The organism is Pseudomonas sp. SORT22 (assembly GCF_018417635.1).
Lineage (GTDB): Bacteria > Pseudomonadota > Gammaproteobacteria > Pseudomonadales > Pseudomonadaceae > Aquipseudomonas.
In genome coordinates this window covers 1,371,439-1,390,772 of record NZ_CP071007.1, presented here as the reverse complement: position 1 = coordinate 1,390,772, position 19,334 = coordinate 1,371,439, and the positions used below count along the sequence as shown (strand labels likewise).

General features: G+C 62.3%; 15 protein-coding genes. 8 read left to right on the top strand and 7 right to left on the bottom strand.

The genetic code is table 11. The features are described from left to right. Positions 1-11 precede the first annotated feature (11 nt). Genes JYG36_RS06545 through JYG36_RS06535 form a run of 3 tightly spaced genes read right to left on the bottom strand, consistent with a single transcriptional unit; the run spans position 12 to position 2,861 of the window. Positions 12-1,538, bottom strand: a complete 1,527-nt coding sequence (locus JYG36_RS06545; RefSeq protein ID WP_249744403.1) for a glucosyltransferase domain-containing protein — start codon at positions 1,536-1,538, stop codon at positions 12-14. After that, a complete protein-coding gene (locus JYG36_RS06540; RefSeq protein WP_213603427.1) occupies positions 1,525-2,490 on the bottom strand; it encodes a glycosyltransferase family 2 protein in 966 nt (321 codons plus the stop codon). Before JYG36_RS06540 ends, JYG36_RS06545 begins: the two co-directional genes overlap by 14 nt. After that, positions 2,487-2,861 carry a GtrA family protein gene (locus JYG36_RS06535; protein WP_038999075.1) on the bottom strand — a complete coding sequence of 125 codons (375 nt, stop codon included), beginning with the start codon at positions 2,859-2,861 and terminating at the stop codon, positions 2,487-2,489. The genes JYG36_RS06540 and JYG36_RS06535 overlap by 4 nt, the downstream gene beginning before the upstream one ends. Positions 2,862-3,122: 261 nt before the next feature. Here JYG36_RS06535 and JYG36_RS06530 point away from each other — a divergent pair, with 261 nt between their 5' ends. Next, entirely contained in the window at positions 3,123-4,247 is a 1,125-nt protein-coding gene (locus JYG36_RS06530; RefSeq protein WP_213603425.1) for an OpgC family protein, read from the top strand. Positions 4,248-4,592: 345 nt separating this feature from the next. Continuing rightward, positions 4,593-4,742 carry a hypothetical protein gene (locus JYG36_RS06525; RefSeq protein WP_213603422.1) on the top strand — a complete coding sequence of 50 codons (150 nt, stop codon included), beginning with the start codon at positions 4,593-4,595 and terminating at the stop codon, positions 4,740-4,742. A 344-nt stretch (positions 4,743-5,086) separates the two neighbouring features. Here the strand turns inward: JYG36_RS06525 and JYG36_RS06520 are convergent, their stop codons facing one another. Continuing rightward, on the bottom strand, positions 5,087-6,508 hold the full coding sequence (locus JYG36_RS06520) for an amino acid permease (protein ID WP_045197680.1): 1,422 nt from the start codon (positions 6,506-6,508) through the stop codon (positions 5,087-5,089). Positions 6,509-6,945: 437 nt separating this feature from the next. Here JYG36_RS06520 and JYG36_RS06515 point away from each other — a divergent pair, with 437 nt between their 5' ends. After that, entirely contained in the window at positions 6,946-10,080 is a 3,135-nt protein-coding gene (locus tag JYG36_RS06515) for a transglycosylase domain-containing protein (RefSeq protein WP_213603419.1), read from the top strand. On the opposite strand, the gene JYG36_RS06510 is transcribed toward JYG36_RS06515, so the two are convergent. Further along, a complete protein-coding gene (locus tag JYG36_RS06510; protein ID WP_045197678.1) occupies positions 10,077-10,571 on the bottom strand; it encodes a C40 family peptidase in 495 nt (164 codons plus the stop codon). The genes JYG36_RS06515 and JYG36_RS06510 overlap by 4 nt on opposite strands. Positions 10,572-10,795: 224 nt before the next feature. Here JYG36_RS06510 and JYG36_RS06505 point away from each other — a divergent pair, with 224 nt between their 5' ends. Beyond that, the gene (locus JYG36_RS06505; protein ID WP_213603417.1) at positions 10,796-11,365 is read left to right on the top strand and encodes a PadR family transcriptional regulator; all 570 of its coding nucleotides are present in this window, start codon (positions 10,796-10,798) and stop codon (positions 11,363-11,365) included. After that, complete coding sequence (locus JYG36_RS06500) at positions 11,362-12,129, top strand: siderophore-interacting protein (protein WP_213603415.1); 768 nt, start codon at positions 11,362-11,364, stop codon at positions 12,127-12,129. Before JYG36_RS06505 ends, JYG36_RS06500 begins: the two co-directional genes overlap by 4 nt. Before the next feature lie 9 nt (positions 12,130-12,138). Here JYG36_RS06500 and JYG36_RS06495 read toward each other — a convergent pair whose 3' ends face one another. After that, positions 12,139-12,726, bottom strand: a complete 588-nt coding sequence (locus JYG36_RS06495) for a Pr6Pr family membrane protein (RefSeq protein ID WP_249744434.1) — start codon at positions 12,724-12,726, stop codon at positions 12,139-12,141. Positions 12,727-12,796: 70 nt separating this feature from the next. Continuing rightward, on the bottom strand, positions 12,797-13,018 hold the full coding sequence (locus JYG36_RS06490; RefSeq protein WP_045197670.1) for a VF530 family protein: 222 nt from the start codon (positions 13,016-13,018) through the stop codon (positions 12,797-12,799). 197 nt (positions 13,019-13,215) lie between these two features. On the opposite strand from JYG36_RS06490, the gene JYG36_RS06485 reads away from it, so the two are divergent. From JYG36_RS06485 to JYG36_RS06475, 3 genes are all read left to right on the top strand, one after another. After that, a complete protein-coding gene (locus JYG36_RS06485; protein ID WP_093380075.1) occupies positions 13,216-15,282 on the top strand; it encodes a TonB-dependent receptor in 2,067 nt (688 codons plus the stop codon). Positions 15,283-15,535: 253 nt separating this feature from the next. Next, positions 15,536-16,894: a carbohydrate porin gene (locus JYG36_RS06480; protein ID WP_045197666.1), complete on the top strand. Its 1,359-nt coding sequence runs from the start codon at positions 15,536-15,538 to the stop codon at positions 16,892-16,894. A 30-nt stretch (positions 16,895-16,924) separates the two neighbouring features. Then, entirely contained in the window at positions 16,925-19,333 is a 2,409-nt protein-coding gene (locus tag JYG36_RS06475) for a glucose/quinate/shikimate family membrane-bound PQQ-dependent dehydrogenase (RefSeq protein WP_045197663.1), read from the top strand. The last annotated feature ends 1 nt before the right edge of the window (position 19,334 follow it).

Below are 19,334 nucleotides of genomic sequence, written 5' to 3'. Positions count from 1 at the left end.
AATCGGTAACGCTAGGGGACGCGGGGCCAGTTGTGATTGTAGTTTTCATCTTCCAGGATGGGCTTCATGACAATGAAGCCCTGCTCACCGGTGACGTAGATCGAATAGAACCGGTTGTCCACCAGCGGCGCGCCCACGCCCTCTGCCGCCACCAACCGCTCAAAGTCCGAGCGTTCACCGCCAATGACATTATTGATCCCCAGCCGGGGAAAAAACTGCGCATGCAACACCGAATTGGAGCCGCTGAGGATGTATCTCAGTAGCGGCATGTGGGTGATGGCGCCATGTCCTCTGGGCAACCAGTTACCGTCACCGGGTGCCCTCAGGTAGGTGTACCTGTTTACGTCGCGCAGCTCACTGCGTGATACCAGGTCATTGGCAATGTAGTGCGCCATGGCTGATTCAAGTTCTTTCTTGGCGATGATCACCTGGCCATAGGCATAGCTGAAGGCAAACATGAACAGCGTTGGCAAGATCAACAGCCAGCGCAATCCCGGCCAGACCCGCCCCAGCAACTCGTGACTGAACAACAACAGTAAAACCAGCACTGGCGAAAAGCCGATGAAGTTTCGAGCCTCAAGGTTGGGCTCGACAAGAAACAGCATCATGCCCGGCACACTCCAGACCAGGGCCACCGGGCTGAGCAGGTACAGCAGCGCAACGCCAAACCTGGCGGACGGCCGCCCGTGCATCTGGCGAATGTTTCCCATGAGCAATACAAAACCGGCACCTGCCCCCAATAGCAGGGCAAGCGTCAGCACATTGCCCGCAGAGGCCATCAGCAAGCCCAGCATCTGCATTGAGACGCACAACTTCTGCCACACCACACCGAGCCACTGCTGATCAACGGGCAGGTGGCTGCCGCGGGTATCGACAGCCAGTGGGTAGACGGTAAGAAAATACATGAGGCCACCGACTACCAGTTGCACAAGCCGCTCCACAAGCATCACCAGCACTGCCTGGAGCGCAACCTTGTCTCTTACCCCGCGGATGAACTCGACAATGCACAAGCCAATAAACAGGCTGATGCTCAGTTGATATAGGCTCAGCGTTACGGCAATCAACAGGGCCGCCAGCAGCGTGCGAATAGTGCGATGTTCAACCCGGCAGGTTATTGCATAGATCACCGCGACCAGCGCCAGCACCATCCCCGGACCGTCGTATTGATAGGTCAGATTGCCGAGGAAAAACGGATTGCATAGCACTGGCAGGATCACCAGGCAGCTGGTAATCCCGGGGCGAGGAAACAGCCACAACGTCAGGCGCGCCATGGCCATGGCCAGGGCAACAATGCTGATCAGCAAGGGCATCGGGAAGATATTGATCGTTGCCTGGCTGAAGGTCAGTACCTTGTACAGCCACTCGAGCAGAATTCTGCCTTGATTGCGCCAGGCGCCCTGGGCCTGCAGCAACGCCCGCCAGTTGTCATCCACATAGGCGTAGTCGGCATGAACAATGGGAAACACGTAAGCCAGGGACAGAACAATAAAAAACAACAGCACCTGGTGGGGGCTTAACACCCGTTCACTCGCCAACACGCTTGGCCCCTTTTCGATAGCTCGTGCCATTGGCCTTGACGATCTCTTTGACCACATACCGGGGTCGATGCTTGGCCTCCATGTAGATACGGCCGATGTACTCCCCCAATATGCCGATACCGATCAGTTGCACCCCGCCCAGAAACAGTATCGCTGTCATCAATGACGGATATCCGGGCACCTCATTGCCGAACAGTAGCTTGTCCACTACCAGGTAACCGGCGTACAGCAACGCCAACAACGAGATGCATGCGCCGACATAACTCCACAAGCGCAAAGGCCAGGTGCTGAACGAAGTTATGCCGTCCAGCGCCAGGTTCCACAGCCGCCAGGCGTTGAACTTGCTGCGCCCCACCGCCCTCGGCGCGCGGTCGTATTCGACGATGGCGACGTTGAACCCCGCCCACGACAGCACCCCCTTCATGAACAACTGCTGCTCGGGCAAGGTCTTGATCACGTCCACCACCTTGCGGTCCATCAGGCGGAAATCGCCGACGTTTTCTTCAATATGGGTGTAGGCAATACGGTTAAGCAGACGATAGAACAGCGAGGCGCTGCGACGCTTCAGGTAACCATCGTTGGAGCGATCCCGACGCTTGGCCAGGACCACGTCGGCACCGTCGCGCCACGCGTCGATCAACTGCGCAACCACCGCTACCGGGTCTTGCAGGTCAACATCCATGGGCACCACGGCGTCACCGCTGGCGTACTCCAGGCCGGCGAACAGTGCCGGTTCCTTACCGAAGTTGCGCGAGAAGTTGATCAGCACCACGTCCCTGTCCGCCAGCGCGAGCGAACGGGCGACCTCGGCAGTGCGGTCGCTGCTGCCGTCGTTGATGAAGACGATTTCAATGCAGTGTGCCTGCAATGAGGGTTCTTGACGCACAGCCTGGTAAAACAGTCTGAGCGCCTGTTCTTCGTTGAACACCGGCACGATCAGCGAGACGTTCATGACTCGGCCCCGCGAAACACCAGCCATTTGGCCAGCAGGAAGCCGCAGGTCAGGCTGATCAGGGAAAAACTCACTACCGTGATCATCCCGTGCAGCCGCCAGTGGTCGCCCAGCCAACCCACCGCCAGGCTGACCGTGCCCAGACACAGCATGAACAGCAGGTAGCGGCCGATCGAGGGCGGCACGGCGAAGGTGTAGAGCGCATTGACGTAGTAGGAAAGGCTCGCAGCAACACAAAACGCCAGCAGGTTGCTCAGGGCCTGGCTCAGGTCGAACTCGACCCGCAGGACGAAAAACAGCTGCCAATGAACCAGGGTATTGGCGATGCCAATTACGCTGTAGGTGGAAAATCCTTTCCATATGTTGGCCATTGCCTGTCACGCCTCGCTGAACGTTGCGCCTGGGCTCAGCAGGCCATGCCGTCAGCGATTCGTCCACTGATAGCAACATCAGCAACACGAGTTTTACGACCAACGGTCCGTTGTTCAGGCGCCAATCGAGACATCCGGTAATACGCAACTTTTGCAATTACCCGCCAATACCGCCACCCTGCCCCCCGCCCGACGTGCGGCGCATGTGTTTGCCGGCGTCTGCCTGTCACTATTAAACCCACTGTTCAAGAGCCCGCTGCCATGCTTAACGGACGCGACCCGCGCATCGATTTCTTTCGAGGCCTGGCGTTGATCTTCATTTTCTGGGATCACGTCCCCCACAACCCTTTAGGCCAGATCACCCTGCGTAACATCGGCTTCAGCGATGCCGCCGAGGTTTTCGTCTTCCTTGCCGGCTACGCTGCAGTGCTGGCCTACGGCAAGGTGCTGCAGCGCGACGGTTATCTGATCGCCTGCGTGAAAATCCTGCGCCGCACCTGGGTGCTGTATGTGGTGCATATCTTCCTGCTGGCGATGCTGATGGGCATCGTGTTCTTTGCCAACAGCCATGTAGAAACTCGCGACCTGGTCGAGGAAATGGGTCTTACCCACTTCGTCACCAACCCTCAGCAAGCCCTGACCGACGAGCTGCTGTTGCGCTTCAAACCCAACCTGATGGACCCGCTGCCGCTGTACATCGTGCTACTGGCCGGCCTGGCGCTGGGGCTGGGGCTGCTGATGCGCAACACCCTGGCGGTGGTCGGTGTATCGATGGCGGTGTACCTGGCGGCCCCCGGCATGGGCTGGAACCTGGCGAATTTTTCCGATGGCGTGTGGTACTTCAACCCGGTCACCTGGCAGTTCCTGTTCGTGCTGGGCGGCGCCGCGGCGTTGTACGGGCAGCAGGCGCGGCCAGCACAAACCCGACCGTTGCGCCGCCAGCCACTGTTCCTGGCAGCTGCCGCCTATTCACTGACAGCCGGCATCATTACCCTGTCCTGGCGCTGGCCAGAGATTCACGATGCGTGGATGCCGGCCAGCCTCAACAACCTGCTGTACCCGATCAGCAAGACCGACCTGTCGCCGGTGCGCTTGCTGCACTTCCTGGCCCTGGCCTACGTCACCGCCAAGCTGCTGCCCGGCAGCGGCTGGACGCAGAACTGGCTGGCGCAGCAAACCGGGCGCATGGGCCGCTATTCGCTTGAAGTATTCTGCCTGGGGGTGCTGCTGGCGCCGCTGGCGGACATGATCAATGCCATGGCCGGCGATGCCTTTGCCATGCAGGTATTCACCGCCCTGGTGGGCGTCGCGATCATGGCCCTGCTCGGCGCCTGGCTGGACTTCAACAAGCGCCTGACCCAGCCGATGCGGGCGGTTGCTACCTGATTCGCGCAGGTAAAAAAAAGGTTCTTCACGGAATCCCGGGTTGGGATGTTGAGGGTGCGAGTTTATCCATTCAGTGTGGGGCTGCTGCTGGCCCCTTCCGCCTTTACGGCGGCCTACTTTTCTCTTGGGAAGAAGTAGGCAAAACCGCTTGCTCCTGCATACGGCCCTACGCTGCGCTTCGGGTCCCCTCGCTACGGCACCTTCCGGGGCATCGCGGCCTACGACTTGCTTCGCAAGTCTACATCTCGCGTCTTCGGCTGCCGCCGAAGGTGCTGCGCACCGCCCCTACAGGCACCTACGCTCGGCCTCCTGAAGTCGCTTTTCGCGGCGCCTGGAAGTACGTGCATGAACATCAAGATCAAGACCAAACAAGTTGGTGCTCGTTTTATCAGCGGGCTTGTCCCGCCCCTGCGTCAGCATGGCTTCGCCAACATCTGCTTTCGTAGATGCGTCAGTGCAGGCGCCGCCCGTAACTTCGCGACTTCAGGAGGCTGAGCGTAGGTGTCTGGAGGGGGCTGGTGCGTAGCACCCTTCGGCCGAGGCCGAAGTCGCGAGACGTAGACTTGGCGAAGCAAGTCGTAGGCCGCGATGCCCCTGGAAGGCACCGTAGCGAAGGAACCCGGAGCGCAGCGTAGGGCCGTATGCTGGAGCGAGCGGTTTTGGTTCCTTTTGCCAAGAACAAAAGGGACCCGCCGTAAGGGCGGAAGGGGCCAACAGCGGCGCCACACCGAATGGATAAGCCCGCAACCCAATCCAAGAATCATAGCCCCCGGGATTCCGTGAAGAACCAAAAAAAAAACCCGTATCCAAGGATACGGGCTTTTTTACTTACGCGAGGATCAGGACGCCGAACTTGCCGCGCGCTGTTCCACGCTGTTTGGCGACAGCTTGAACACGTAGTACAGCACGGTCAGCATCACCAGGAACGCCGGGCCGATGTACAGGGCTACGCGGGTTTCCTCGAAGTAGGCCATCAAGCCGACCACCAGGATCAGGAACGCCAGCGCCAGGTAGGAGCTCAGCGGCCACAGCCACATGCGGTACTTCAAGGCAGCGCGCTCGGCGTTGCTCAGGCCGGCGCGGAACTTCAGCTGGGCCAGGAGGATCATCACCCAGGTCCAGATCGCGCCGAAGGTGGCAATGGCGGTTACCCAGACGAAGACTTTCTCCGGCACCAGATAGTTGGCCAGCACGCCCAGCAGCAAGGCTGCGATCGACAGCAGCAAGGCATTGCGCGGTACGCCGTTGCTCGAGGTGCGGGCAAAGGTGGCCGGCGCCTGGCCGTTCTGCGCCAGGCTGTAGAGCATGCGCCCGGTGCTGAAGATGCCGCCGTTGCACGACGACAGCGCGGCAGTGATCACCACGAAGTTGATGATACCGGCAGCAGTCTTGATGCCCAGCCGCTCGAAGGTCATCACGAACGGGCTGCCCTGGCTGCCGATTTCGTTCCACGGGTAGATCGACAGGATCACGAACAGGGCGCCGACGTAGAACAGCAGGATGCGCCAGAACACCGAGCCGATGGCCTGGGGAATGGTCTTTTGCGGGTTGCGCGCTTCACCGGCGGTCAGGCCGATCATCTCGACGCCCAGGTAGGCGAACATCACCATCTGCAGCGACATCAGCACGCCGGTCACGCCATTGGGCATGAAGCCGCCGTTGCTCCAGAGGTTGGAGATGCCCATGGCCACGCCATCGTTGCCGAAACCGAAGGCGATGATGCCGACGCCGCCCAGGACCATGGCGATGATGGTGACGATCTTGATCAGGGCGAACCAGAACTCGAACTCACCGAAGGCCTTGACCGCGATCAGGTTGATCGCGCCCATGCTGCCCAGAGCCGCCAGGGCCCAGATCCAGCGCGGCACTTCCGGGAACCAGATGCCCATATAGATGGCCACCGCGGTGATTTCCGCCACGCAGGTCACCAGCCACAGGAACCAGTAGTTCCAGCCGGTAAGAAAACCCGCCAGCGGGCCGAGGTAGTCTTGGGCGTAGCGGCTGAACGAGCCGGCTACCGGGTTGTGCACGGCCATCTCGCCAAGGGCGCGCATGATCACCAGGATCGCCAGACCGCCAATGATGTACGACAGCATGATGGCCGGACCGGCCATTTCGATGGCCTTGGCCGAACCGAGGAACAGGCCGACACCGATACAGGCGCCCAGCGCCATCAGGCGAATGTGGCGTTCGCCGAGTTCTCGCTTGAGTGGGCCGCCCTGGGCGGTCTCACCATGAGAAGGGTGGTTGCCGACTGGCATAGAAATACAACCTCATTTTGTTATTGGATATGACCATTCGTGCAGGCCTGGCACCGCCGATAGGCTGGATGCGCTGCCTCGCCGGGCACCACCTTGTGAGCGGACCCGTCTGCCGGGTGTGCAAAACCGGCAGAGCGAAAGGGGCGAGCAGTATAGAAAGGCCCCTGCAGGGCATTTCACTGTATAAAGCGCGATATTTGGCGAGAACTCTCGGCAAAAACCGCTTCTACGGAGGGGCATTCCCCGTGCTAGAGCCTCTGCAGGAAACAGGGCGGCTAACATAGCACCAAAACGGGGCAATTCAAGCTCCACCAAAGGCGCATTTCTGACACGTTTTTAGGAAATGCCCGGCAACTGACTACAAATTTTTCACCAAACCCGGCCACCGTCTAAGCTTCAGGCAAGCAAGACGAAAATACGTAGCCGGGCTGAAGACTATGGGCGCATTGTGGCAATCGGAACCGAACAGTACGGAAGCTCCCTCTGAACACCTCGAACCTTCGCCATTGCCGAAAAGCCCACGCCAGCGCCGTCTTTGGTGGCGCCTTTTGTGGCTGGTGCTGCTGCTCGCCCTGATCGCCCTGGGCTATGCCGCCTCCGAAGAAATGCGCACTTCGCGCCTGCAGGCGCGAGAATTCAGCCAGTTCGCCGCGACCCTCAGTTATTCCATGCAACCCGGCCCCAGCGATGCCATTCGCTACCCTGGCGACGGCCCGTTCGACAAGCGCCTGGGCTACAGCTCGCTGGGGGAGTTCCTGCCGCGCCTGCTCAAGCGGGACTACGTCATCAATGAACAGACGCGTTTTTCGCCCGCATTGATGGACTACGTCGATCATGGCTTTTTCGTGCCTTATGCCGAGAAGATTCAGGCAGGCCTGTCGATTACCGACTGCAAGGGCGACGCCCTGTACCAGTTTCATTACCCGCAGCACCTGTACCCCGACTTCGCCTCGATCCCGCCGGTCATCGTCCACAGCCTGCTGTTCATCGAGAACCGCGACCTGCTCGACCCCGACGACCCACTGAACAACCCCGCCGTGGACTGGCCGCGCTTCGCCAAAGCAGCCTACACCCAGGTGGCCAAGTACCTGGCCCTGCCCGGCCAGTCGGCAGGCGGCAGTACCCTGGCGACCCAACTGGAAAAATACCGGCATTCGCCCGACGGCCTGACCGCCTCGGGCAGCGAGAAGATTCGCCAGATGATTTCCGCCAGCGTGCGCGCTTATCAGGATGGCCCGCAGACCCTGGAAGCCCGCCAGCGCATCGTCCGTGATTACCTCAATAGCGTGCCGCTGTCGGCGGTTCCCGGGCATGGTGAAGTACATGGCATGGCCGAAGGCTTGCGGGTCTGGTACGGCGCCGACTTCGCCCAGGTCAACCAGGCCCTGTCGTCCACCGACACCGACCCGGCCAGCCTCGCCGCCCGTGGCCTGGCCCTGCGCCAGGTGCTGTCGCTGATGATCGCTCAACGCCGGCCCTCGCACTTTTTGTCCAAGGGCCGGGCGGAACTGGCGTTGCTGACCGACAGCCACATCCGCATCCTCGCGGCCAGCAACATCATCGACAAGCCGCTGGCGGACGCCGCCCTGGCCAGCAAGGCCATCTACCGCGACTGGGTGGCCCAGCCGACCATTCAGCCAATCGTCACCAACAAAGGCATCAGCGTTGCCCGCAGCCGGCTGTCTTCGGCCCTCGGCCGGCCACTGTACGACCTCGACCGTCTCGACCTGTCGGCTACCAGCACCCTGCAGTCGGATTTGCAGGGCCAGGTCAGCCAGTACCTCAAGGACCTCGCCGACCCGGCCTTTGCGGAAAAAATGGGCCTGTTCGGCGAACGCCTGCTGACCCCGACCAGTACCACCCAGGTGCGCTATAGCTTCACCCTGCTCGAACGCACCGCCGACGGCTCAAGGGTGCGGGTGCAGACCGACAGCACCGACCAGCCGTTCGACATCAACGAAGGCAGCAAGCTCGAGCTGGGCTCGACCGCCAAGCTGCGGGTGCTGACCAGCTACCTGGAAATCATCGGCGAACTGCACGACAAGTACGCCAACACCCCGGCTGCGGAGCTGAAAAAAGTCCCGGTGGCGGAACTGGACTTCATTACCCGCTGGGCCATCGACTACCTGATCCAGAACAAGGACCGCGACCTCAGCGCCATGCTCAACGCCGCCCTTGAGCGCAAGTATTCCGCCAGCCCCGGCGAAGCCTTCTTCACTGGCGGCGGCCTGCATGTGTTCAACAACTTTCGCAAGGAAGACAACGGCCGTATCCCTACCCTCAAAGACGCCTTGCGCGAGTCGATCAACCTGCCGTTTATTCGCCTGATGCGCGACCTGGTGCGCTACAGCACCTACCAGCAGCCGGGCAACAGCGCCAGCCTGCTCAAGGACGATGCCGAGCCGCGCCGCCAGGAGTACCTGGCACGCTTTGCCGACAAGGAAGGCACCGATTACATGCGCAGGTTCTGGAAAAAGTACCAGCGCAAGACGTCGCAGCAGCGCCTGGACACCTTCCTCGACAGCCTGCGGGTCACCCCGATCCGCCTGGCCGCAGTGCACCGCTACCTGTTTCCCGAGGCTGACCAGGCGACTTTCAACGCGTTCGTCCAGGCGCACCTGAAAAAGGACCGGGTCGAGAACAAGACCCCGGCGACCAAGCAGAACACCGTCACCGAGAAACGCCTGCAAGAGCTGTACGAAGCCTACCGCCCGGGCGCCTACGACCTGCCCGACCAGGGCTTTATCGCCAAGGTCCATCCACTGGACCTGTGGCTGCTTGGCTACCTGCTCCAGCACCCCAGCGCCACCTTCCAGGAGGCGGCTGAGGCCGGTCACTTCGAGCGTCAGGAAGTCTATGGCTGGCTGTTCAAGAGCCGGCACAAGGGCGCACGCGACAGCCGTATCCGCACCCTGGTGGAAATCGAAGCCTTCCTCGATATTCATCAGCGCTGGAAACGTGTCGGCTACCCGTTCGACCACCTGGTGCCGTCGCTGGCCACCGCCATCGGCAGCTCCGGCGACCGTCCGGCAGCCCTGGCCGAGCTGATCGGGATCATCCAGAACGATGGCGTACGCCTGCCGGTGCTGCGCATCGACACCCTGCACTTCGCCGCCGACACCCCGTATGAAACCCGCCTGACCAGCGACCCCGACCTCGGCCAGCGGGTGCTCTCGGTGGAAGTTGCCCGGGCCCTGCGCGGCGCCCTCTCGCAAGTGGTCGACGCCGGTACTGCGCGGCGGGTGTCGGGCAGCTTCAAACTGGCCGACGGCACCCCGCTGGTGATGGGCGGCAAGACCGGTACCGGCGACAATCGCATCGAAAGCTTCGGTGCCGGCGGGCGGCTGATCGGCTCACGCTCGCTGAACCGCACCGCGACTTTCGTGTTCTACCTCGGCGAAAACCACTTCGGCACCCTCACCGCCTTCGTACCTGGCCGTGCGGCGGAATCCTTCCGCTTTACCTCGGCCTTGCCGGTGCAGGTGCTCAAGGGCATGGCGCCAATCCTGATGCCCTACCTGGAACCAGGCAGCCACACCCTGTGCAAGCCGCCACGGATGGTCCAGCGTTAGTGGAAGCGCTTGGCGGTCGTGTAGCTTTTGGCCCAGTAACTGTTGCTCAGCGAGTCAATACGAATGTTCTTGCCGGTCCGTGGGGCGTGGATGAAACGCCCTTCGCCGATGTACAGGCCGACGTGGCCGATCCGGCCCTGGCCATTACGGTTGAAGAACACCGCGTCGCCACGTTTTAGCTGGCTCTGCTTGATGGTCCGGGCACCGGACTTGAGCATCGCCGCGGTGGTACGCGGAATCCTGATATCGGCCTCGTGGCGAAACAGGTAGACCAGCAGGCCGCTGCAATCAAACCCGCCCTTGACCGACATGCCGCCCCAGCGGTACGGCACGCCGATCAACTCGTGTGCACGCTCGACCAGACGATCGAGGTTGGCTTCCAGCTCGTGCCGCACCGTGTGCTCGCGAGCGATTTGGGTAACGGAGAAATTGGCCTGGGCAAAAAACGACAGCCCCCAGAGCAGGCTGATGAAAAAAATTGAACGCGCCACGGTGAAATACTCACAGGTGAAGAAAACGTGGCGAATCTTAGGGGTGATTTCCGTGGGTGTAGATCAAGCCAATCTGAGGCGCTTGTAGGAAAAACCTTAAGCATTCCTACACAAATTCAGCCCGTCCTACGCTGATCATGAGAAATATTCTTATTCTCGCGCTTGCTTTAAGATATATCTTGAGTAATATCTGAAGATACATCTAACGCAAACGGAGATCCCCCATGCGTGACCATCATCCCCACCGCGAGCATGGCGACCGGCATGACGGCTTCGAACGCCGTCACGGCCGTGAACGCGGCGATCGCGGCCCCCGCGTGTTTGCCCCAGGCGACCTGAAACTGCTGTTGTTGTCGATGCTGGCCGAGCAGCCCTGCCACGGCTACGACCTGATCCGCCAGATCGAAAGCCTCTTCGATGGCAGCTACAGCCCCAGCCCCGGGGTGATCTACCCGACCTTGAATTTTCTTGAAGAAGCCGAGCTGATCAACGGCCAGACCCAGGGCAGCAAGCGCCTCTACGGCATTACCGCAGCCGGGGAGAAGTCCCTGGCCGACCAGGCCATCGCCCTGGACGGGGTGCGCATGCGCATTGAAGTCAGCAAGCGTTCGCTGCGCGGCCACGACCGCCCGGCCGAGATCCACGAAGCGGTCCACAACCTGCGCCATGCCCTGCAGATGCACAGCGGGCGCTGGAACCCGGCAGAAATCGAGCGGGTCCGCACCCTGCTCAACGACACCGCCAAAGCCATCGTCGCAGGGCCCATTGCGACCTCAACGGAGCAAGCCGAATGACTGTTAGCGAAAACGCCACCATTCACCGCGTCAACCACGAGATCAAGCACCGCCGCCTGAACGTGCTGCGGGTCACCGAGCTGACCCCGCGCATGCGCCGCATCACCCTCGGCGGGCCAGAACTGCAGGGCTTTACCAGCGTTGGCAGCGACGATCACGTCAAACTGATGTTCGCCTGCTCGGCAGAAGAACAGGCCGTGCTCGACAACCTCGACTTCAGCCGCGACGGCCTGCGCCCGACCATGCGCGAGTACACGCCGCGGCGCATCGACCTGGCCGGCGGCGAGATGGACATCGACTTTGTCCTGCACGGCGACGGCCCTGCTTCGACCTGGGCGGCCCAGGCGCAAGTCGGCCAGGTGCTCAACATGGCCGGGCCACGGGCCTCGCTGGTGGTCCCGGATATCTTCGACAGCTACCTGCTGGTCGGTGACGAAACCGCGATCCCGGCCATCGCCCGGCGCCTGGAAGAACTGCCGGCCGGCCGCAAGGTGCTGGCAGTGATCGAGATCGAGAATGCCCAGGAGCAACAAGCACTGGCCAGCGCCGCGCAGGTCGAAGTGATCTGGGTTCTGCGCCAGCAGCAGGATCTGCTTGAAGTAGTGAAGGATCTGTCCTTGCCAAGCGGTCAGTTGTATACCTGGGTAGCCTTGGAAAAATCGCTGATGCGTAAGGCCAAGCGCCTGCTGATCGATGACAAGGGCGTCAAGGAAGACCTGATCAAAGCCGCCTCGTACTGGCAGCTCGACCCGCACGACGAATGAACGGCTGCCTCAGGGTTGCGTCCTGGCCTTGGCCAGGCGCCCGCCCTGCCAATGATCGAGGCCGAGCAACAGCAGACTGATGGCGACAAACCCGGCGAGAATCGCCAGCGCATTAAGAAGCACCTGGCCATAGCCCAGTTCGGCCACATCGATGAACGGATAGGGATAGACACCTATCACATGCCCGCGCAGCAGTGCGTAGGCAAAATACCCCAGCGGATACAGCAGCCAGGCCAGCAGATGCCTGAATCGCAGGCTGCCCTTCTCCACACAGCACCACCAATAGACCACGAACAGCAGCGGCATGACATCGTGCAGCAGCTCGTCCGCCAGCCATTGCCAACCTTGCGGGTGCCACAGGTGCCGCAGCAACAGGCTGTAGGCCAGGCCCACGAGGATAATGCTCGCGGCAATCCCGGAACTGACCCAGGGCGCGAGGAAGAACCGTCGCAGCGCCGACTCGCGGCCGAATGCCGCGTGGCTCAGCACCACCGCGACCAGGGTGTTGCTGAGTACGGTGAAAAAACTGAACAAGGTCACCAGGCCGCCCAGCAGGCTCGCCTGCTCCTGCCAGCGCGCCAGCAACAGCAGGTACATCTGGATCGCCAGCGCGCTCCAGCCCAGGCACGCAGTCAGGGCAATCAACAGCCTGCGCCGGCTCACCGGCTCAGCGGCCGCGCTGCATTTTCAGGTACAGGCGCTCGACTTTCTCGCGGGCCCAGGGGGTCTTGCGCAAGAAGGTCAGGCTCGACTTGATGCTCGGGTCGCTCTTGAAGCAGCGGATATCAATGCGCTCAGCCAGGCCGTCCCATTGGTACTTCGCGACCAGCGCGGTAAGGATCTGCTCCAGGGTCACGCCATGCAGCGGGTTTTGATTAGCGGCGGTCATGCCTGTGCTCCAGCCAACGAAAGGTGCGCACCTTAGCCGAGGCACGGCTACAAGTCTTCAGACTTTTCGCATCCCAGGTGCTGCTAACAGACATTCTAGTGTGGGCAAAGGCTCTAGCCAGCGCTTGAGCGTTTTATCTTTAATGGTAATGTTATATTGTATCAACACTATAACACTGCCAAGGACCCCTTTCCTCCATGCGTCACTTACCCCTGCGCCTCTCTCCCCTTGCCGCTGCGCTCTGGCTCGCGTCCCCCGTGAGCCAGGCTGTCGAACTGCAACCCCAGGTGATCACCGCCAACCCGCTGGGCAACAGCGAGCTGGCTGCGCCCACCACTGTGCTCGATGGCGACGACCTGGCCCTGCAACAAAAAGGCAGTCTCGGCCAGACCCTCAACAACCAGCCCGGCGTCGCCTCGACCTGGTTCGGCCCCGGTGCCAGCCGCCCGGTGATCCGCGGCCTGGACGGCGACCGGATCCGCATCCTGCGCAACGGTGTTGGCGCCCTGGATGCCTCGTCGCTGTCCTATGACCACGCCGTGCCGCTGGACCCGGCCACCGTCGAGCGTATCGAAATCGTCCGCGGCCCGGCTGCCCTGCTCTACGGCGGCAACGCCATCGGCGGGGTGGTCAACAGCTTCGACAACCGCATTCCGACTTCGCCCATCGACGGCATTCACGGCGCCGGCGAGTTGCGCTATGGCGGCGCCGACACCACCCGCAGCAGCGCCGGCAAACTGGAGGCTGGTGATGGCCGCTTCGCCCTGCACCTGGACGCCAACAGCCGCCAGTTCAATGACCTGCGCATCCCAGGCTACGCCCGCAGCTCGAAAGTGCGCGACGCCGACGAACCGGGCAGCAAGCACCGCCTGGAAAACAGCGACGGTCGCCAGGACGGCGGTGCCGTTGGCGGTTCCTACCATTGGGATCACGGCTATGCCGGCCTTTCCTACAGCCGCTATGACTCCAACTACGGCTCGGTGGCCGAACCGGGCGTGCGCCTGGACATGCAGCAGGATCATTACGGCTTCGCCTCGGAGTTGCGCGACCTCGACGGCCCGTTCAGCTCGGTGAAGGTCGACCTTGGCTATACCGACTACCAGCACCGCGAGCTGGAAAGCGGCGAGGTGCACACCACCTTCAAGAACAAAGGCTACGAGGCGCGGGTCGAGGCGCGGCATCAGCCACTGGGGCCGGTCGAAGGGGTGATTGGCGCCCAGGTCAGCCGCAACGAGTTCTCCGCCCTCGGCGAAGAAGCCTTCGTGCCGCACACCGACACCAACAGCCTGGCGCTGTTCATGCTCGAGCAGTGGCAAGCCACCGAACGCCTGAACCTGAGCCTCGGCGGGCGCCTGGAGCACACCCGGGTCGAACCCGACAGCAAGGGCAGCGAACGTTTTGCCGAGGCTGATCGTTCAAGCAGTTTCACCGCCGCCAGCCTGTCCTCCGGCGCGGTCTACGAGCTGACCCCGGTGTGGTCCCTGGCCGCGACCCTGGGCTACACCGAGCGTGCTCCGACCTTCTACGAGCTGTACGCCAACGGCGCCCACGTCGCCACCGGCACCTACGAGGTCGGTGACCCGAACCTGAGCAAGGAAAAAGCCATCTCCAGCGACCTGGCCCTGCGCTTCGACAACGGCACGCACAAGGGCAGCGTCGGTGTGTTCTACAGCCACTTTCGCAATTACATCGGCCTGCTGGCCAGCGGCAACCTGCGCGAAGGCCACGACCACGACCACGACCATGATCACGGCGATGAAGACCACGATCACGACCATGATCATGACCACGGCGGCGATGTACCCGAATACCTCTACCACGGGGTTCGCGCGCGCTTCTACGGCATCGAGGCCCAGGACCGCTGGCAACTGGCGCAGAACCGTTATGGCAGCTTTGCCCTGGAGCTGTCCGGCGACTATACCCGGGCCAAGAACCTCGACACCGGCGAGGACCTGCCGCGCATCGCCCCGCTGCGCCTGAACAGCGGCCTGTTGTGGGAACTGGACCGTTGGCAGGCGCGGGTGGACGTGCAGCACGCCAGCGCTCAGCACAAGAAACCGGCCAACGAGACCAGCACCGACGGCTACACCACCCTCGGCGCCAGCGTCGGCTACCGCTTCGATATCGGCCAGAGCCAGTGGCTGGCCTTCGTCCGGGGCGAGAACCTGACCGACCAGACCGTGCGCTACTCAAGTTCGATCCTGCGTGACATCGCCCCGGCACCAGGGCGCAGTGTCGAAGTCGGCTTGCGTACCACCTTCTAAAGCAATAGCTCCCTGTGGGCGCCGGCCTTGCTGGCTCCCACAGCGGATCAGAGTCGCCTGCCTCAACCGCACTGTTACCAATCCGGCAACGGTGCCTCTTGCTGAATTGACTTTTTTTCTTACAAGTTCAGCTATATCCTCCCCGCCGCAAGCTGAACCGCTTCAGTCTATTTCCCTGCAGCTTTATCGCCGATGATCCTCGGAACTCGGTGGCCTTGCCGTTTTTTCAATAATCAAAAGATAGCGCTATCTCATGCCTCAGAACGATCGTTTCCGCTTTTCCCCCGCCACCCGGACACTGCTTTCGGGTCTGGCCATCGCCAGCCTCGCGCCTTGCGCCCAGGCCGCGGCGATGTTCGCCAGCGACTCGCCATGGATGCTTGGCGATTGGGGCGGCACCCGCACGGAGCTGGCTGAACGCGGCTACGACTTCACCCTTGGTTATACCGGCGAGATGGGCGCCAACCTGCACGGCGGCCATGACAACGACAAGACCGCGCGCTACAGCGACCAGTTCGCCCTCGGCACCCACCTGGACCTGCAGAAGATCCTTGGCTGGCATGATGCCGAGTTCCAGCTGACGGTCACCGAGCGTCACGGCAACAACATCAGTAATGACCGCATCAACGACCCGCGCGTTGGCGGCTTTACCTCGGCCCAGGAAGTCTGGGGACGTGGGCAGACCTGGCGGCTGACGCAGATGTGGATCAAGCAAAAATACTTCGACGGCGCGCTGGATGTGAAATTCGGCCGCTTCGGCCAGGGCGAGGACTTCAACAGCTTCCCGTGCGACTTCCAGAACCTGGCGTTCTGCGGCTCGCAGGTGGGCAACTGGGTCGGTGACATCTGGTACAACTGGCCGGTCAGCCAGTGGGCCCTGCGGGTCAAGTACAACCTGACTCCCGAGCTGTACGCGCAGATCGGCGCCTACGAACAGAACCCTTCCAACCTTGATCGCGGCAACGGCTTCAAGCTCAGCGGCAGCGGCACCCAGGGCGCGGTGATTCCGGTCGAACTGGTGTGGAGCCCGGCGGTCAATGGCCTGAAAGGGGAATATCGCGCCGGTTACTACTACAGTAATGCCAAGGCAAGCGATGTCTACAAGGACAGCAACGATCAACCGGCAGCACTGAGCGGCCAGGCTTACCGCAGCAGTTCGAGCAAGCACGGCTTCTGGCTCGGTGCCCAGCAACAGGTGACGTCGCTGGCATCTGACCATTCGCGTGGTTTGAGCGTATTCGCCAACGCCACGCTGCACGACAAGAAGACCAATGCCATCGACAACTATGTTCAGGCAGGTGTGGTGTACAAGGGGCCCTTCGATGCCCGCGCCAAGGACGACATCGGTTTCGCCCTGGCACGCGTGCACGTCAACCCTGCCTACCGCAAGAACGCCCAGGCCATCAACCAGGCCCGCGACGTCAGCGACTTCAACGACTCCCTGTTCCGTCCGATCCAGGACACCGAATACAGCGCCGAGCTGTACTACGGCATCCACCTGGCCGACTGGCTGACCGTGCGCCCGAACCTGCAATACATCCGCCACCCCGGTGGCGTGAGCCAGGTCGATGACGCGCTGATCGGCGGGATCAAGATCCAGAGCAGTTTCTAACCACCCTTTTCACCTAACGGAGAACACACGATGAGCACTGATGGTGCCTTGAGTAGAACCCGCTGGCTGCCGCGACTGATCGGTGTGCTGTTGTTGCTGATGGGCCTGGCCCTGCTGGCTGGCGGTATCAAACTGAGCCAGCTGGGCGGTTCGCTGTATTACCTGATCGCCGGCATCGGCTTTGCCCTGTCCGGCATCCTCTTGCTGGCCCTGCGCCGCAACGCCCTGGGCCTGTATGGCCTGGTGCTGCTCGGTAGCACGCTGTGGGCCTTGTGGGAAGTCGGCCTGGACTGGTGGCAGCTGGTGCCGCGCCTGGCCCTGTGGTTCGCCCTGGGTGTGGTGTTGCTGCTGCCGTGGGCACGCCGCCCGCTGCTGGGCAACCCGTCCAAGGTCAACAGCGGCCTGCTGAGCCTGGCCGTAGTGCTGTCGGGCGCTACTGCAGTGGCCAGCCAGTTCACCCACCCGGGTGAAATCAAGGGCGAGCTGGGCCGTGAAAGCGCCGAGATGAGCAGCACTGCGCCACAGATGCCGGATGGCGAGTGGCAGGCCTACGGCCGTACCGAATTCGGCGACCGCTACTCGCCGCTGCGCCAGATCACCCCGCAGAACGTGCACAAGCTGCAGGAAGCCTGGCGCATCCGCACTGGCGACCTGCCGACCGACAACGACCCGGTCGAGCTGACCAACCAGAACACCCCGCTGAAGGTCAACGGCAAGCTGTACGCCTGCACCGCCCACAGCAAGGTGCTGGCCCTGGACCCGGACACCGGTGCCGAAATCTGGCGTTTCGACCCGCAGATCAAGAGCCCGGTGGGCTTCAAGGGCTTCGCCCACATGACCTGCCGTGGTGTGTCGTATTACGACGAAAACAACTACGTCAACGTTGACGGCAGCCCGGCGCCGAAAATCAGCGATGCCGGCCAGGCCGTTGCCGTCGCCTGCCCGCGTCGCCTCTACCTGCCGACTGCCGACGCCCGTCTGATCGCCCTCAACGCCGACACCGGCAAGGTCTGTGAAGGTTTCGGCAACCAGGGCGTGATCGACCTGACCACCGGCATCGGCCCGTTCACCGCCGGCGGTTACTACTCCACCTCGCCTGCGGCGATCACCCGCGAACTGGTGATCATCGGCGGCCATGTCACCGACAACGAGTCGACCAACGAGCCGTCCGGGGTGATCCGCGCCTACGACGTGCACGATGGCCGCCTGGTATGGAACTGGGACAGCAACAACCCGGACGACACCGCACCATTGGCGCCGGGCAAGACCTACAGCCGCAACTCGGCGAACATGTGGTCGCTGGCCAGTGTCGACGAGAAACTGGGCATGGTCTTCCTCCCGCTGGGCAACCAGACCCCCGACCAGTGGGGCGCTGATCGCACCCCGGGCGCCGAGAAGTACAGCGCCGGTATCGTTGCGCTGGACCTTGCCAACGGCAAAGTCCGCTGGAACTACCAGTTCACCCACCACGACCTGTGGGACATGGACGTCGGCAGCCAGCCAACCCTGCTCGACCTGAAGACCGCAGACGGCGTCAAACCTGCGCTGATCGCCCCGACCAAGCAAGGCAGCCTGTACGTGCTCGACCGTCGCGACGGTACGCCGATCGTGCCGATCCGCGAAATCCCGGTACCGCAAGGTGCGGTCGAAGGCGATCATACCGCGCCGACCCAGGCCCGTTCGGACCTCAACCTGCTCGGCCCGGACCTGACCGAACAGGCCATGTGGGGCGCCAGCCCGTTCGACCAGATGCTTTGCCGCATCCAGTTCCGCGAACTGCGTTACGAAGGCCAGTACACCCCACCGTCAGTGCAGGGCAGCCTGGTCTACCCGGGTAACGTCGGCGTGTTCAACTGGGGCAGCGTCTCGGTCGACCCGGTCCGCCAGTTGCTGTTCACCAGCCCCAACTACATGGCCTTCGTTTCGAAAATGGTGCCGCGCGCCGAAGTCGCCGCCGGCAGCAAGCGCGAGAGCGAAACCAGCGGTGTGCAGCCGAACACCGGCGCACCCTATGCGGTGATCATGCACCCGTTCATGTCGCCACTGGGCGTACCGTGCCAGGCGCCAGCCTGGGGTTACGTGGCCGGTATCGACCTGACCACCAACCAGGTGGTGTGGAAGCATAAGAACGGCACCAGCCGCGACAGCTCGCCGATCCCGATCGGCCTGCCGATTGGCGTGCCAAGCATGGGCGGCTCGATCGTCACCGCCGGCGGCCTGGGCTTCCTCAGCGGCACCCTGGACCAGTACCTGCGTGCCTATGACAGCAACACCGGCAAAGAGCTGTGGAAATCGCGCCTGCCGGCCGGTGGCCAGGCCACGCCGATGACCTACACCGGCAAGGACGGCAAGCAGTACGTGCTGGTGACCGCCGGTGGTCACGGCTCGCTGGGTACCAAGATGGGCGATTACGTAATCGCTTACAAATTGGCTGAGTAGG